Origin of the sequence: Pseudomonas fakonensis (genome assembly GCF_019139895.1) — a bacterium.
Classification (GTDB): Bacteria; Pseudomonadota; Gammaproteobacteria; order Pseudomonadales; family Pseudomonadaceae; genus Aquipseudomonas; species Aquipseudomonas fakonensis.
The window spans coordinates 385,880-402,573 of the sequence record NZ_CP077076.1; the positions used below are offsets into that span (position 1 = coordinate 385,880).

Below are 16,694 nucleotides of genomic sequence, written 5' to 3' on the forward strand. Positions count from 1 at the left end.
CATGGCACTGGCCAAGCGCATCATCCCTTGCCTGGACGTGGACAACGGCCGGGTGGTCAAGGGCGTCAAGTTCGAGAACATCCGCGATGCCGGCGACCCGGTGGAAATCGCCCGTCGCTACAACGAGCAGGGCGCCGACGAGATCACCTTCCTCGACATCACCGCCAGCGTCGATGGCCGTGACACCACCCTGCATACCGTCGAGCGCATGGCCAGCCAGGTGTTCATCCCGCTGACCGTGGGCGGCGGCGTGCGTACCGTGCAGGACATCCGCAACCTGCTCAACGCCGGTGCCGACAAGGTGTCGATCAACACCGCCGCGGTGTTCAACCCGGAATTCGTCGGCGAAGCGGCGGACCGTTTCGGTTCGCAATGCATCGTCGTCGCCATCGACGCCAAGAAGGTGTCCGGCCCGGGCGAGGCCCCGCGCTGGGAGATTTTCACCCACGGCGGGCGCAAGCCCACCGGGCTGGATGCGGTGGAGTGGGCGAAGAAGATGGAAGGCCTGGGTGCCGGTGAAATCCTGCTAACCAGCATGGACCAGGACGGCATGAAGAACGGCTTCGACCTGGGTGTCACCCGCGCCATCAGCGATGCGCTGGGTATTCCGGTGATCGCCTCCGGTGGCGTGGGCAACCTGCAGCACCTGGCTGACGGCATTCTGGAAGGGCACGCCAGCGCGGTGCTGGCGGCGAGTATCTTCCACTTCGGTGAGTACACCGTGCCGGAGGCCAAGGCCTATATGGCTTCGCGCGGGATCGTTGTGCGCTGACAGATCGCCGGGAGGGCTTCGCCCTCCTATCGCGACACAAGGCCGCTCCTACAGGGATATGCGTTTGCCGAATGGTTACGCGTTCCCCTGTAGGAGCGGCCTTGTGTCGCGAAAGGGCCGCAAAGCGGCCCCAAAGGCCTCACCCGTGGTTCTTGCCGAGCAAAGCGTGGTAAAGCTCGGTATCCCCCAGAATCCCCACCACCTTGTCGTTCTCCTGCAGCACCAGCTTGTTACCGGTCTGGTAACGAATCTGCAGCGCTTCGCGCATGCCGATGTCGGCGTGTACCAGCGTCGGCTTGCGCCCCAGGCCTTCCACCGCCTGCCCCGGTGCCCAGTTCTGCATGTCCAGGCCGTTCTGCCCCTGGCGTGCACGCTTGATCGAATTGCCTTCGCCAAGGTCCAGCCACGAGTCGCCACCCGGGTCCAGGCACACCGAGCCGTTGACCCGCTTGCAGTTGTCCAGGCTGCGCATCAGGCTGCGCCCGCACAGCACGTTCAGCGGGTTGGTGTGGGCGACGAAGGTACGCACGTACTCGTCGGCCGGGTTCAGCACGATCTCTTCGGGCTTGCTGTACTGGATGATCCGCCCGTCCTTCATGATCGCGATGCGGCTGCCCAGCTTCAGCGCCTCGTCCAGGTCGTGGCTGACGAACACGATGGTCTTGCTCAGCTTGGCCTGCAAACCCAGCAGCTCGTCCTGCAGGCCCTGGCGGATCAGCGGGTCGAGGGCCGAGAAGGGTTCGTCCATCAGCAGAATGTCGGCGTCCATCGCCAGCGCCCGGGCCAGGCCCACGCGCTGCTGCATGCCGCCGGACAGCTCGTCCGGCTTTTTATTGCGCCACTGGGTCAGGCCCACCAGCTCGAGTTTGTCGTCCACCAGCTTGCGCCGTTCCTTTTCAGGGCGGCCCTGCATCTCCAGGCCAAAGCTGATGTTCTCGCGCACCGTAAGCCAGGGCATCAGGGCGAACTTCTGGAACACCATGGCGATGCGCTTGGTGCGCATCATCTTCAGCTCCGCCGGGGTGCAGTGGGCAATGTCGATGTGCTTGTTTTCGTGTTCGACGAACAACTTGCCGCGGCTGACCGTGTTCAGGCCGTTGATGCAGCGCAACAGGCTCGACTTGCCCGAGCCGGACAGGCCCATCAGCACGCAGATTTCGCCCTTGTTGATGTCCAGGTTGGCCTTTTCGACCCCCACCACCAGGCCGGTCTGCTTGAGGATCTGCTCGCGGGTCTGGCCCTTGTCGAGCAGCGCCAGCGCCTCGCGCGGCTTGTTCGAGAAGATTACGTCGACGTCTTCGAAACGAATGATGCTCATGCCTCACCCCTTGCCGGCAGCTCCGGTTGCTTGCAGATACGGTCGAGCATGATTGCCAGCAACACGATGGCCAGGCCCGCTTCGAAGCCGAGCGAGATATCGGCGGTGTTCAGTGCGTTGACCACAGGTTTGCCCAGGCCATCGGCGCCCACCAGGGCGGCGATCACCACCATCGACAGCGACAGCATGATGCATTGGGTCACGCCGGCGGCGATGCTCGGCATGGCATGGGGCAGTTCGATGCGGGTCAGCAACTGGCGGCGCGAGCAGCCGAACGCCTTGCCGGCGTCCATCAGTTCTTGCGGCACGTCGCAGATACCCAGGTAGGTGAGGCGGATCGGCGCGGCGATGGCGAACACCACGGTGGAGATCAGCCCCGGCACCACACCCAGGCCGAACAGGGTCAGGGTGGGGATCAGGTAGACGAAGGTGGGCACGGTCTGCATCAGGTCCAGCACCGGGCGCATGGCGGTGTAGAACATCGGCTTGTGTGCGGCGAGGATGCCCAGCGGTACGCCGAAGGCCACGCACACCACCGTGGCGAAGCTGACTTGCGCCAGGGTTTCCATGGTTTCCTGCCAGTAGCCCAGGTTGAGGATGAGCAGGAACGACAGGGCGACGAATACGGTCAGTGCCCACTTGCGCTGAATCAGGTGCGCGAGGGCGGCGAACAGGGCGATGAGCACGAAAGGGTTGAACCAGGTCAAGGCACTGGTGACGCCATGGATCATGAATTCCAGGCCTTGAGCGATGGCGTCGAAGTAATTGGCGCCATTCTGGGTCAACCATTCGACGAATGAGGCGATGTACTGCCCCAGGGGTATTTTCTGATCGATAAGCATGATAGCGAGCTTCCACCTGCAAAGATTGAAATCAGTCCGGGGCGGCACGGTCCCGCCCCGAGGTAGTGCTTGTTGCTACTGCGAATTTCGTTGTTATTGAGCGAGTTTGGCCTTGGCCGCCTCAAGGCCGGGTTTGCCATCCACGGTGGTGACGCCGGCCAGCCAGGTGTCCAGCTTGCCAGGGTTGTCCTTGAGCCATTTTTTCGCGGCGGCTTCAGGTTTCATCTTGTCGTCCAGGACATAGCCCATCATCGTGCTTTCATCCTTGAGCTCGAACGACAGGTTCTTCAGCAGTTGGCCAACGTTGCTGCATTCCTGCACATAGCCCTTGCGGGTGTTGGTCAATACGGTTGCCTTGCCGAACTCGGGGCCGAAGAACTCGTCGCCCCCGGTCAGGTACTGCATCTTGAAACGCGTGTTCATCGGGTGCGGCTCCCAGCCCAGGAACACCACCGCCTCGCCGCGCTTCTGCGCCCGGTCCACCTGCGACAGCATGCCCGCCTCGCTGGACTGCACGATCTTGAAACCGGCGTCTTTCAGGCCGAAGGCGTTCTTGTCGATCATGCTCTGGATGGTGCGGTTGCCGTCGTTACCCGGCTCGATGCCGTAGATCTTGGCGTCCAGTTCCTTCTTGAACTTGGGGATGTCGGCAAAGTCCTTCAGGCCCTTGTCGTACAGCGCCTGGGGCACTGCCAGGGTGTACTTGGCGTTCTCCAGGTTGGCGCGCACGGTCTCCACGGTGCCGGCATCGCGGTACTGCTTGATGTCGTTTTCCATGGTCGGCATCCAGTTGCCGAGGAACACATCCAGGTCCTTGCCCGAGGCCAGCGACTTGTAGGTGACCGGCACCGAGATCATGGTGGTGTGGGTCTTGTAGCCCAGCGCCTCGAGTACCACGCTGGTGGTGGCGGTGGTCACGGTGATGTCGGTCCAGCCAACGTCCGAGAAACGTACCGTCTGGCACTGCTCGGGTTCGGCGGCCTGGGCCAGCAACGGTGCGCATAGCATCGCGGCCAGCAACAGCGAGGGTGAAGCTTTCATAGGTGGACTCCTGTGATTTTATCTTCGGGTTCGCGGGGGCTGCCGGTGCTTTTTTAGCGCGCCGATCAGCCAGGCCTGCAGAGGGCAGGATGCGAGGCCGTGCAATACGAGTCGCTTTCGATAATCCTCCAGCGTTCGGCAATCGCCTACTGGTGGGGTCGTATCCAGTACAGGACGGGTCGCATCCAGTACGGGCGATGTCGCAATCGGGTTTTTCCACCCCCGCACCCCCGTTTTTGCGTCGCCCGGCCGCTGGAAAGCGGCGCACAAGGCAGCGGATCACAGCGGCGCTGCCGGACAAAAGTACGTCGGTTGCAGACGGCGGGGGGGTGGGCAAAAGCCCGATGATGCGAGCATTCCAAGGCGGCTCGACGTTTCAGCCTAGCAGTTGTGCAAGGCGTCGTTCGGCGTGCCCAGACAGCCCATCAAGAGGTGTTGCGACAATGGCCATCAGCGTGTTTGACCTGTTCAAGATCGGTGTCGGGCCTTCCAGCTCGCACACCGTCGGCCCCATGCGCGCCGCCGCGCTGTTCGTCCAGGGGCTGCGCGAACGCGGCGAACTGGAGCAGGTAAGGCGCATCGAGGTGCGCCTGTACGGATCGCTCTCGGCCACTGGCGTCGGCCACGGCACCGACAACGCCACCATCATGGGCCTGATGGGCGAATGGCCCGACTCCATCGACCCCACGCAGATCACCCCGCGCATCGCCGACTTGCGCGAAACCAACCTGCTGCAACTGGATAACCGCCGGCCCATCGAGTTCGTCTGGGCCCGCGACATGCTGCTGCTGGACGAGAACCTGCCCTACCACCCCAACGCCATGACCCTGGTGGCCGAAGGCGCCTCTGGCGAGCTGCACCGCGACACCTACTACTCGGTGGGTGGCGGCTTTGTGGTCGACGCGGCGCAGGCCGCCAGCGGCGTGCTGGACGCCGACCAGACCGTGCTGCCGTACGACTTCAACAGCGCCGCCGAACTGCTGCGCCTGTGCAAGCAAAACGACCTGCGTGTGTCGCAATTGATGATGGCCAACGAGAAGGTCTGGCGCAGCGAGGACGAAATCCGCGCCGGCCTGCTCAAGCTCTGGCACGCCATGCAGGAGTGCGTGAACAACGGCCTGAAGTACGAAGGCACGCTGCCCGGCGGGCTCAATGTGCGCCGCCGCGCCGCCAAGCTGCACCGCAGCCTGCAGGAAATCGGCAAGCCCAACGTGATCGGCTCGACCATGAGCGCCATGGAGTGGGTCAACCTGTTCGCCCTGGCGGTCAACGAAGAAAACGCCGCCGGCGGGCGCATGGTCACCGCACCCACCAATGGCGCGGCGGGCATTATCCCGGCGGTACTGCACTACTACATGCGCTTCTCCGATGTGGTGGATGAAAGCAACGTGGTGGATTTCTTCCTCGGCGCCGCCGCGGTGGGCATCCTGTGCAAGAAGAACGCCTCCATCTCTGGTGCCGAAGTGGGCTGCCAGGGCGAGGTGGGCTCGGCCTGCGCCATGGCTGCTGCGGGCCTGGCCGAAGTACTCGGCGCCACCCCGCCGCAACTGGAAAACGCCGCCGAGATTGCCCTTGAGCACAACCTGGGGCTTACCTGCGACCCGGTTGGCGGCTTGGTGCAGGTGCCCTGCATCGAGCGCAACGCCATTGCCGCGGTAAAAGCGATCAACGCCGTGCAGATGGCCCTGCGTGGTGACGGCGAGCACTTCATTTCCCTCGACCAGGTGATCCGCACCATGCGTGACACAGGCGCCGACATGCACGACAAGTACAAGGAAACCTCGCGCGGCGGCCTTGCGGTCAGCGCCATCGAGTGCTGATGCGCCGTTTTGGCCCGCCCCTGGCGGTTGCGCCATGTTATGGCGCAGCCGCCGCTCACGACCGGCCGTCGGCTGTCGTTACCAGTGGGGTCGTTGTCGGTGACACTCAAGTCTGTCGCTTCTGGGCAACCTTCCCACTTGTGCTACCGAACTGCTCAGCAGTGACACGCAAAGGCGCTGGCCCGGCGCTTTGCGCATGAACCACAACGCAAGAAAAAAGCCCTGAACGGCAACTAGATGACGTCGTTTTTGGGTTTTTTTGGATAGCCGTTCAAATTCAGGCACGGCGTTTGCGTTGAGATTGGCAAAGCCCCTGCATACGAACCGGGGTGATAACAAGAAACCAGTGCCCGCCTGAGGCACACCCTGCATTTGTGTGAGGAGAAATCGCGATGACGTCGTACACCTCCGGGAACCCAACCCAGAACCGCACAGCACCCCAGTCCATCGGCTTTCTCCTGCTGGACAACTTCACCCTCATTTCATTGGCCTCGGCGGTCGAGCCGCTGCGCATGGCCAACCAGCTGTCCGGCCGCGAGCTGTACCGCTGGCACACGCTGACCGTCGACGGTGGCCAGGTGTGGGCCAGCGACGGCCTGCAGATCACCCCCGACGCCGCCATGCACAGCGCCCCGCCGATGGACACCGTGATCGTCTGCGGCGGCGTGGGCATTCAGCGCACCGTCACCCGCGAACACGTCACCTGGCTGCAGGCCCAGGCCCGCCAGTCGCGCCGCCTGGGCGCGGTGTGCACCGGCAGCTGGGCACTGGCCTGCGCCGGCCTGCTCGACGGCTTCGATTGCAGCGTGCATTGGGAGTGCCTGGCTGCCATGCAGGAGGCCTACCCGCGGGTGAACATGAGCACCCGCCTGTTCACCCTCGACCGCAACCGCTTCACCAGCTCCGGCGGCACCGCGCCGCTGGACATGATGCTGCACCTGATCAGCCGCGATCACGGCCGCGAGCTGTCGGCGGCAATCTCCGAGATGTTCGTCTACGAGCGCATCCGCAATGAGCAGGACCACCAGCGCGTACCGCTCAAGCACATGCTCGGCACCAACCAGCCGAAGCTTCAGGAAATCGTCGCGCTGATGGAGGCCAACCTGGAAGAGCCGATCGACCTCGACGAACTGGCGGTGTACGTGTCGGTGTCGCGTCGCCAGCTCGAGCGCCTGTTCCAGAAGTACCTGCACTGCTCGCCGTCGCGTTACTACCTCAAGCTGCGCTTGATCCGCGCACGCCAGCTGCTCAAGCAGACGCCGATGTCGATCATCGAGGTGGCCTCGGTGTGCGGCTTCGTGTCCACGCCGCACTTCTCCAAGTGCTACCGCGAGTACTTCGGCATCCCGCCGCGCGATGAGCGCGTGGGCTCCAACACCACGCAACAAGTGGCGATGATGCCGATCCCGCAGGCCATGGCCCTGTCGCCCCACAGCGGGCCAATGGCCGCCCTCAGCCAGGCGCGCAACGAGTCGACCTTCGCCAGTGTGAGGCTCTGACTGTGGGAAGCGGCCTTGCCGGGGCGCCGTCCGGTCGAGATGGGCTGCGTAGCAGCCCCAGGATCTAGGTCTCATGCAAGATCGCCGGGGCTGCTACGCAGCCCATCTCGACCGGACGGCGCCCCGGCAAGGCCGCTTCCCACAGGGATCGCGCAAGCTTCAGGACCGCGGTGCAGCTCCATGTCAAATCACTGTTGATAATGATTCTCGACTACAGGTAACATCGCCGCCCCCGAAACACCTTGGCATACCACCCCGTGGCGGACGACAAACTGCAGCTCTACCTGGCCCACCGCCCGGCACTGGTGGACTACGCCGCGCCGATCGTCGGCTGCCGCGCCCGCGCCGAGGATGTGGTCCAGGAAGCCTGGCTGCGCTTCAGCCGGCAGGCGGACGAGGCCGATATCCGCCACCCCGCCAGCTACCTGTACCGCATCGTGCGCAACCTGGCCCTCGACCAGACCCGCCGCACCGCCACTGAAAAAGCCCAGCCAGGCGGCGACGAGCTGCTCGCCGAACTGCCCGCCAGCACCGCTTCCCCCGAGCAGGCCGTCAGCCAGCAGAGCGAACTGGCCGCCATCAGCCGCGCCCTCGAGGAACTGCCCCTGCGCACCCGCACAGCCTTCGAGATGCACCGCCTCGGTGGCCATACCCTGCAGCAGGTGGCCAACCACCTGGAGGTGTCGGTCAGCCTGGTGCACCAGCTGGTGCGCGATGCCCTGGCCCACTGCCTGGCGCAGTTGGAGGACGAGCTGTGAAAAAATCCGCAGCTGCCGCGTCTTTTGCTCAACGGGCCGACTCTGTGCGACCCTTCGCGCCCCCGAGCCCCCAGGAGACTTGCCGGACATGACGTCAGCAGACCTCACCGCCAGCCGCCGCGAGCAGGCGCTGGACTGGCTCCTGCGCCTGCAGCAGGCCCCCCGTGACATGCCCCTGCGCGAGCAGTTCGAGCAGTGGCTGGCCAGCGACACCGAAAACGCCGAGGCCTACCGCAAGGCCGAGCGCCTGTGGCGCCTGAGCGGGCAGTTGGCGCCGACCACAAGCGAACAGTGGCCGGCCAGCGCCGAGGTGGTGCAATTGCCGGTGCGGCGCAAGGTGCCGCGGCGCTGGTGGCTGGGCGCCGCCGTGGCCGCCTGCCTGATGCTGGCGGTGGCACCGTCGTTGAGCCTGCGCCTGCAGGCCGACTACCGCACCGGCCAGGGCGAGACCCGCGACGTCACCCTGGCCGACGGCAGCGTGGTGCAGTTGGACAGCGACACCGCCATCGCCGTGGATTACCTCGGCAACCGCCGCGACGTGCGGCTGTTGGCCGGGCAGGCGTTCTTCGAGGTGAAACCCGACAAGAGCAAGCCGTTCCACGTGCGCGCCGAGGGCGTGCAGGTGACCGTCACCGGCACTGCGTTCAATGTGCAGCTGCGCCCGGGCAGGGTAGGGGTGGATGTGCAGCATGGCTCGGTGCGGGTCGAAGAGGCCGCCAAGGTGCTGGCCGCCGCGCTCACCGCCGGCCAGCGCTTGCGCTACCAGGACGGCCAGGCCCAGGTGAGCCTGTTCGTGCCGTCCCAGGCGGCGGCCTGGCGCCAGGGCCAGCTGATCGCCAACGACCAGCCGGTGGCCGAGCTGGTGCAGGAACTGGCGCGCCACCTGCCGGGCACGGTGTTGCTGCGCGACGACGCCCTGGGCCGCGAGCGGGTGACTGGGGTGTACGACCTGCGCAAGCCCGAGGCGGCCCTGCGCGCGGTGATCCGCCCCCATGGCGGCGAGGTGCGCAGCTATGGCCCGTGGCTGCTGGTGTTGAGCAAGCCCTGAAAGTAACGCCACTGCTGGCCCCATCACCTGTAGGAGCCGGCTTGCCGGCGATAGGGCCGGTACAGGCGACACACCTGTAGGCCTTGTAACGGCATTGCTGGCCTCATCGCCGGCAAGCCGGCTCCTACAAGGCTGCATCCAGCCCCTCGCAAAACTTTTTTCACAATTTTCTGAAAAACCGCTGAACTGCCCCGTCTTCTCCCCCGCGCGCAACAACTGATATCGATTCGTATTCAATTTTGCAGCCCGGCGACTGTCCGGGGCGGGGATGTGGGATGACTGAAACAACAAGCCGTAGGACGCGCCAGGCGCGTGAGTGGTCGTTGCGCGTGGTGCAGGCTGCCGGGGTTGGCGTGCTCGCCGCATGCTGCGTGCTGGCCCTGCCGGCCGCCCAGGCTCGTACCGATGCCGAGCAGGCCTTGCTGACCGAGGTGCACAGCTTCAGCATTGCCAGCCAGGACCTGGCCGCCGCCCTGATCACCTTCGGCCAGCAGAGCGGCCTGCAGGTCAGCGTCGACCCCGACCTGCTGCAGGGCCTGGCGTCCACCGCCATCAGCGGCCACCTGAGTAGCGAAGTGGCGCTGTCGCGCTTGCTGCAGAGCAGCGGCATCACCTGGGACTACGACGCCGGCACCTTCACCTTCCGCCTGCTGCACAGCGACGGCGAGGGCGCCCTGGAGCTGCACAACACCGTGGTGCTCGGCAACACCGAAGAAAACAGCTACATGGGCACCACGGTGATCGGCAGCCGGGCCATCAAAGCCTTCCCCGGGGCCAACGGCGACATCACCACCCTGCTGCAGATGCACCCCAGCGTGCAGTTCAGCACCAGCCAGCAGAGCTCCAACACCCCCGGCGAGATCGCCCCGGCCGACATCAGCATCAACGGCGCCAAGTACTACCAGAACAACTTCATGATCGACGGCATCTCGATCAACAACGACCTCGACCCCGGCGCCCACGACTACAACGCCGTGCGCCGGTTCGACTCCTCGCCCAGCCGCTCCCACGGCATTGCCCTGGACGCCAACCTGCTCGAGGAAGTGCGGGTCTACGACAGCAACGTGCCGGCCAGCTACGGTGGCTTCAACGGCGGTGTGGTCGATGCCATCACCCGCCGGCCGACCCGGCAGATGCACGGCAACATCTCCTACTCCATGACCCGCTCGGAGTGGACCCGCTACCACATCGCCGACGGCGATCAGGACAACTTCAACAACGCCTCCAACGAGAATTTCCAGCCGGACTTCGAGAAGACCACCCTGCGCGGCACCCTCGAAGGCCACTTCACCGACGACTTCGGCGCCATTTTCAGCTTCTCGCAGAAGCGCTCTGTGATCCCGCTGAAGGCCTACAGCAACGGCTACACCAACCCCAACGCCGACAATGAAAAGGACCAGACCCGCAGCCTCGACAACTACATGGTCAAGACCTACTGGAACGTCAACGACCGCCTGACCCTGGACGCCTCGTTGCTGTATGCCCCCGGCGAAGACCTGTACTTTCGCGAGAACGCCCTGAACTCCGAGTTCACCACCAGCAATGGCGGCACCCAGGGCTCGCTCAAGGCCACCTGGATCGCCGATACCGCCACCTGGACCCACAACCTGGCGGTGTCGGAGCTTTCCAGCTCGCGGGATGCCGAGTCCGATGACTTCATCAACTGGTACTACTCCGACGTGAAGAACTGGGGTGTCACCACCGCGACCACGCCGCGCAGCGCCGAAGGTTCCTACGGCGACCTCGAACAGGTGCAGAAGCGCCTGGACTACACCGCCGACGCCGTCTGGCAGACCTTCCAGTTCGCCGGCGCCAGCCACACCTTCAACACCGGGATCCAGCTGGGCTACACCCGCGCCAGCTGGGAGCGCGAAACCGAAGCCAGCAGCGTCACCACCCTGGCCCGTGACACCGGCACCGACTGCGGCACTGACCCGCTGTGCTCGGTGGGCAAGCTGTACAACAGCAGCAACACCCGCCAGTGGGCCAACGCGCAAAATATCTACCACGCCGGCCGCATCGAGGTGGACGAGAAGCGTTATGCGCTGTACATCCAGGACAGCATGCAGTTCGGCAACCTCGGCCTGCGCCCGGGCCTGCGCTACGAAGGCGATGACTACATGGAGAAGAAGACCCTGGCGCCGCGTTTTTCCGGTGACTACGACTTCTTCGGCGACCGCAGCACCGTGCTGGTGTTCGGCGCCAACCGCTACTACGGGCGCAACCTGTACAAGATGCGCCTGGACGATGGCCGCGACCAGCTCAACAGCCGCTACCGCCGTTCCTCGCAGAGCAGCCCCTGGACCTACCTGTCGACCGTGAGCGGCGAGGTGCGCTTTTCCTCGCTGGATATTCCTTACGACGATGAATGGATGGTCGGCCTCAACCAGCAGTGGCTGAACACCGACTTCAGCCTCAAGTACGTGCACCGTGCCGGCCACGACAAGGTGGTCAAGTCCTACCGCAACGTGGTCGGCGCGCCGGTGGTCGACGGCTATACCTCGAACTACTACGTCTATACCAACCAGGGCAGCAGCGAGAGCGACAACGTCACCCTGACCATCACCCCCCGTGACGAGCTGAAGCTGGCCGGCACCCGCACCAGCCTGCAATGGGCCTTTGGCTGGATGCGCAGTGAAGACTCGCACCGCAGCTACGACTCGATCATCAACCGTGACGAGTACAACGACAGTGACGTGATCTACGACGGCAAGCGCATCTCCTACCTGCAACTGCCGCCCGACAACTTCAACCGCCCCTGGACCCTGCGCATGACCTCGATCACCGAGATCCCGCAGTGGAACATCACCTGGAGCAACTTCCTGCGCTACCGCGGGCCGTACAAGCAGATCATCGACACCGGCAAGGAGATCGATGACAACGGCGAATCGCTGGCGGTGTACGAAGCCGCGCAGGTGGGTGGCGCTGCCACCTGGGACATGCGCGTGGACTGGGAGCTGCCCACCGGCAAGGACCAGGCGCTGTTCGTCGGCGTCGATGTGAAGAACGTCACCGACAAGATCAACGAAACCATCAGCGCCGGCAGCAGCGCCAACGTGCGCTATGAGACCGGCCGCCAGTACTGGCTCGAAGTCGGCTACCGCTTCTGACCCGCCCCCTCCAAGAACCGTGGATACCCTGATGAAAAAACTCATTGCGGGGCTGCTCGGCCCGCTGCTGCTCGGCGCCTGCGCCTCGATCCCCGAAGCCGACACCGCACTGCCCTGGGACCCCCAGGTGGTCCACGGCCAACTGGCCAACGGCCTGGCTTATCGCCTGGTGCGCGAAACCTCGCAGCCCGGCCGCCTGGACCTGCGCCTGACGGTCAAGGCCGGCTCCGTGGACGAAACCGACGACCAGGTCGGCGTGGCGCACATGGTCGAGCACCTGACCTTCCACAGCCGCGCCGGTGGCCAGCAGAAGCTGCGCGAGCGCATGACCGCGCTGGGCTGGGTGCAAGGGCGCAACTTCAACGCGGTGACCAACTACGAGCGCACCCAGTACCTGATCGGCCCGCCGGCCGGCGTGCGCCAGGCGCCGCAAGCCTTGCAGGCGCTTGCCGACCTGGCCTTCGCCCGCGACTACACGGCCGACGACCTCGAGCGCGAGCGCCCCATCGTCATCGAAGAATGGCGCGGCGGCCTGGGCGTGGCCCAGCGCATGAACGAACAGCGCACCGCCTCGCAGCGGGCAGGCTCGGCCTACCCGGGGCATCGCACCATCGGCAACGAGGCGGCGATCCGCTCGGCCAGCCTGGAAAGCCTCAAGGCCTTCCAGTCGCGCTGGTACCTGCCCAACAACATGGTGATTTCGGCTGTGGGCGACTTCGACCCGCAGCAGCTCAAGGCACAGATCGAACAGGCTTTCGGCGCAGCCAAGGCCGGTGAGGTGCCCAGCCGCGAGCAGCGCGAGCTGCCCCTGGACGACCAGCTGAAGATCTTCCGCCTGCAAGACCCGCAATCGGGCAGCAACCAGGTGGCGCTGCTCTTTCGCCTGCACGAGCCCGACAGCCGCGGCACCTCCTATGCCGCCCTGCGCGAAAAGCTGATCGACCGCATGACCCTGAGCGCGCTGGTCGATACCCTGCGCCGTCAGCCCCACGCCAGCGGGGTGCGCAGCCTGACCGCGCAGAAGACCCTGATCGGTGAGCACTCCACCGTGCTGGGCATTGCTGCTGGCGTCGATGGCGAGGCCCACGGGCAAGCCCTGCAGGGCCTGCTGACCGAGATCGAACGGCTGCGCCAGCATGGCTTTAGCCCTGCCGACGTCAAGCGCGAACGGACCGCCATCGCCAAGCTGGCCACCAAGACCGTCAACAACCAGACGCCACGCACCTTCGAGCAATGGGTCGAGCAGTTGAACAACGCCGCCGTGCAGGACCGCCCGGTGAGCGAGCGCGCGGCCGTTGGCCGGCGTTACCAGAAGGTGCTGCGCAGGGTGGGTCTGAACGACCTCAATGCGCGCCTGCTGCTGTGGCTGAACAGCCCGGACCGGGTGCTGCAGATCAGCGCCCCGGGCACTTCGCCGCTGACCCTGCCGAGCGTGGCAGAGGTCCAGGCGCAGCAGGCCATGCTGGCCGCCCACGGGCTGACCGCGCCGCTGCGCAAGGCACCGCTCGCGGCGCCGGTCACGCCGGTCAAGCTGCCTGAGCCACCGGCCTCTGCGGCCATCGTCGGGCGCAAGACGTTCGCCGAGCAGCAGGTCGAGCACTGGCAACTGAGCAACGGCGACCGTCTGGTGTGGCTCAAGCGCCCAGGCCCGGAGGGCAAGGTGCAGTTGCAGGCCGAGTCGGCCGCCGGCTACCGGCTGGACGGCGTGCCGGTGTGGCGGGTGCAGATGGCCGCGCAACTGGCGGTGCGCAGCGGCACCGTCGGCATGGCCACGCAAGCCCTGGCCAACTGGCGCCAGGCCAAGCAGGCCAACCTTGGCCTCGAGCATCAACCGCAGCGCCTGCAACTGAGCCTGGCCGCGCCGCCTGAGCAAATCCAGGCGCTGCTGCAGAGCTACCGGGTCAGCCAGGTGGCGACCATTGAACCTGCGCTGTTCGCCGAGTCCCGCGACGAGCTGCTGCAGCGCCTGCGCAGCCGCCCGGATGATCTGCGCAGCCGTCAGGAAACCATGCAGCGCCAGCTCAAGTACGGCGCCGATCACTGGCAGGCGCCCAGCGCCGAGGCGGTCGAGGCGCTGACGGCCCAGCAGTTGAACAGCGACTGGCAGCAACTGGTCGGCGCACCAGTGACCTACTACCTGATGGGCGATCTGCCCGCTGAACAGCTCAAGCCGCTGGTGCGCAGCCTGCTGGCGACCATTCCCCGGCGCGCTGCCCCGCTGGCCGGCCTTGCGGCCCTGCAGCAACCCGGCCAGCGCCGTGAAGACCTGGCCATCGCCCTGGAGCCGCGCGCGGTGCTGCAAGCCAGCAGCTACCACGACCAGCCCTGGAGCCCAGAGGCCGCCGTGCGCGTGGCGGTGCTGCGCGACCTGGCCAACCAGCGCCTGAAGGCCCAGCTGCGCGGCGAGGCCTCGGGGGTGTACCGCCTGCGCTTCGACAGCGAGCTGAACCCCGACACCCAACGCGTCGAAAGCAGCCTGAGCTTCACCTGCGACCCGGCGCGGGTGGATGAGCTCTGGGCCATGGCCCAGCGCACCCTGGCCAGCCTGAACGTCGATGAGCAATGGGTGCAGCACGAGCGCCGCGAGCTGCTGCGCCAGGAAGCCAAGCGCCGTGATGACGCCCAGACCCAGTTCAAGCGCCTGGTGCTCAGCGAGCGCCGCTGGCAAGACCCACGCTACCTGCACACCCAGGCGCAGTTGCCCGAAGCGCTGACCCTGGCCGAGCTGCAGCAGCAGGCCAGGCAACTGTTCCCCCGCGCCAACCAGGTGCAACTGCGCCTGCTGCCGTCGGCCAGCGCCCTGGAGCAAGCCCGTTGAACACGCTGCGCACTTTCTATCGCCTGTGCCTGCCGTTCTGGCGTGATCGCAGCCAGTGGCGGGCCTGGCTGATGCTCGCCGCGGTGATCGGCCTGGGCCTGCTGGTGGTACAGATCAACGTGCTGATCAACAGCTGGAGCAAGACCTTCTACGACACCCTCACCGCGTTCGACACCCACGCGCTGTACGGGCTGGTGGGGGAGTACACGCTGTACCTGGCGGCCTACGTGCTGATCATCGTGTTCCTCGACTACATCCGCAAAGGCCTGGTGCTGCGCTGGCGCCAGGCGATGACCGGGCGCCTGACCGATGCCTGGCTGGCCGACCAGGCGTTCTACCGCCTGGGGCTCAACGGCGAGCCGGACAACCCCGACCAGCGGATTGCCCAGGACGTCGACATCATGGTCGATTTGTCCATCGAACTGGTGGCCTCCTTGGTGATCAACCTGGCCCAGGTCGGCGCCTTCGTGGTGATTCTGTGGAACCTCTCTGGGGTGCAGACCTTCGAGCTGTTCGGCGATAGCTACACCGTGCACGGCTACCTGGTGTGGATCGTGCTGGCCTACACCTTGTTTGGTAGCGTGCTGACCCACCTGATCGGCAAGCCGCTGCACCGCCTGAACTACGAGCGCGAGCACCGCGAGGCGGATTTTCGCGCAAGCCTTTTACGCAAGCGCGACCACGCCGAACAAATCGCCCTGTACCGCGGCGAGGCCGTGGAGCGCCAGCAACTGGCGCAGCGCTTCGCCGCCATCGCCGAGAACTGGCGCCAGCTGATGGGCCGCGAGCGGGACCTGGGGCTGTTCACCGTCGCTTACCAGCGCCTGAGCCTGATCATCCCGGTGTTCGCGGCGCTGCCGGCGTTCATGGCCAAGGCCATCACCCTGGGCGGGCTGATGCAGATCCGCAGCGCCTTCAATGCCGTGCACGACTCGCTGAGCTGGTTCATCAAGCTTTACAACAAGCTGGTGCGCTGGAGCGCGGCGCTGGAGCGGCTCGAGCAGTTCGAGCAGGCCATCGCCGCCAGCCGCCGCAGTGCCAGCGAAGCGCCCCGCGGCGAATGCCTGTGCGCTCAAGGCCTGACCCTGTGCCGGCCCGATGGCAGCGTGCTGCTGGGCGATGTGCACCTGCAGGCGCAGCCTGGCCAGTGGCTGCGCCTGGCAGGGCGCAGCGGGCTGGGCAAGTCGACCCTGCTGCGCACCTTGCAGGGCCTGTGGCCGTATTGCCTGGGCGACTGGCAACTGCCCGGCGGGCGCAGCCTGCTGCTGCCGCAAAAGCCTTACCTGGCGCACATGAGCCTGCGCGCGTTGCTGGCTTATCCACAGGTCGCGTCGATGGACGATGTGCAACTGGTCGATGTGCTGGGCAAGGTGGGCCTGGGCGAGTTGATTGGCCAGTTGGACAGGCAGGCGGAGTGGGAGCGGGTGCTGTCAGGTGGCGAGCAGCAGCGCTTGAGCCTGGCGCGGGCCCTGTTGTACCGGCCCGATACGCTGTACCTGGACGAAGCGACCAGCCAGCTGGACATGGGCAGTGCGAGAGCCCTGTTGCAGATGCTGCGGCGCGAGTTGCCGGGGTGCACGGTGGTGGGGGTGACCCATCAGGAAGGGCTGGCGGCTCTGTTTGAGCAGACCATTGAGCTGGAGAAACAAGCCGAGCCTGCGTAGGGCA

At 65.7% G+C, this 16,694-nt stretch carries 11 protein-coding genes; 8 read left to right on the forward strand and 3 right to left on the reverse strand.

What is annotated here, in order from left to right:
• Position 1: 1 nt before the first annotated feature.
• Complete coding sequence (gene hisF / locus KSS94_RS01680) at positions 2–772, forward strand: imidazole glycerol phosphate synthase subunit HisF (RefSeq protein ID WP_011536177.1); 771 nt, start codon at positions 2–4, stop codon at positions 770–772.
• Between the two features lie 139 nt (positions 773–911).
• Here hisF and choV read toward each other — a convergent pair whose 3' ends face one another.
• The 3 genes from choV to KSS94_RS01695 form a co-directional block, all read right to left on the reverse strand.
• On the reverse strand, positions 912–2,090 hold the full coding sequence (gene choV / locus KSS94_RS01685; protein ID WP_217841383.1) for a choline ABC transporter ATP-binding protein: 1,179 nt from the start codon (positions 2,088–2,090) through the stop codon (positions 912–914).
• Complete coding sequence (choW, locus tag KSS94_RS01690) at positions 2,087–2,935, reverse strand: choline ABC transporter permease subunit (protein ID WP_217843499.1); 849 nt, start codon at positions 2,933–2,935, stop codon at positions 2,087–2,089. Before choW ends, choV begins: the two co-directional genes overlap by 4 nt.
• Before the next feature lie 90 nt (positions 2,936–3,025).
• Positions 3,026–3,973, reverse strand: coding sequence for a choline ABC transporter substrate-binding protein (locus KSS94_RS01695; protein WP_217841384.1), 948 nt, complete (start codon positions 3,971–3,973; stop codon positions 3,026–3,028).
• Between the two features lie 443 nt (positions 3,974–4,416).
• Here KSS94_RS01695 and KSS94_RS01700 point away from each other — a divergent pair, with 443 nt between their 5' ends.
• The 7 genes from KSS94_RS01700 to KSS94_RS01730 all read left to right on the forward strand — a co-directional run bounded on the left by KSS94_RS01700 (position 4,417) and on the right by KSS94_RS01730 (position 16,690).
• Entirely contained in the window at positions 4,417–5,793 is a 1,377-nt protein-coding gene (locus KSS94_RS01700) for an L-serine ammonia-lyase (RefSeq protein ID WP_217841385.1), read from the forward strand.
• 392 nt (positions 5,794–6,185) lie between these two features.
• The gene (gene gbdR, locus KSS94_RS01705; RefSeq protein ID WP_217841386.1) at positions 6,186–7,292 is read left to right on the forward strand and encodes a choline metabolism transcriptional regulator GbdR; all 1,107 of its coding nucleotides are present in this window, start codon (positions 6,186–6,188) and stop codon (positions 7,290–7,292) included.
• Between the two features lie 242 nt (positions 7,293–7,534).
• A complete protein-coding gene (locus KSS94_RS01710; protein ID WP_437179989.1) occupies positions 7,535–8,050 on the forward strand; it encodes a sigma-70 family RNA polymerase sigma factor in 516 nt (171 codons plus the stop codon).
• An 88-nt stretch (positions 8,051–8,138) separates the two neighbouring features.
• A complete protein-coding gene (locus KSS94_RS01715; protein WP_217841387.1) occupies positions 8,139–9,098 on the forward strand; it encodes a FecR family protein in 960 nt (319 codons plus the stop codon).
• Between the two features lie 275 nt (positions 9,099–9,373).
• Positions 9,374–12,208 (forward strand): TonB-dependent receptor, encoded by a 2,835-nt coding sequence (locus KSS94_RS27325; RefSeq protein WP_217841388.1) that lies wholly within the window; start codon positions 9,374–9,376, stop codon positions 12,206–12,208.
• Between the two features lie 31 nt (positions 12,209–12,239).
• Positions 12,240–15,026 (forward strand): M16 family metallopeptidase, encoded by a 2,787-nt coding sequence (locus tag KSS94_RS01725; RefSeq protein ID WP_217841389.1) that lies wholly within the window; start codon positions 12,240–12,242, stop codon positions 15,024–15,026.
• Positions 15,023–16,690 carry an ABC transporter ATP-binding protein/permease gene (locus KSS94_RS01730; RefSeq protein WP_217841390.1) on the forward strand — a complete coding sequence of 556 codons (1,668 nt, stop codon included), beginning with the start codon at positions 15,023–15,025 and terminating at the stop codon, positions 16,688–16,690. The genes KSS94_RS01725 and KSS94_RS01730 overlap by 4 nt, the downstream gene beginning before the upstream one ends.
• The last annotated feature ends 4 nt before the right edge of the window (positions 16,691–16,694 follow it).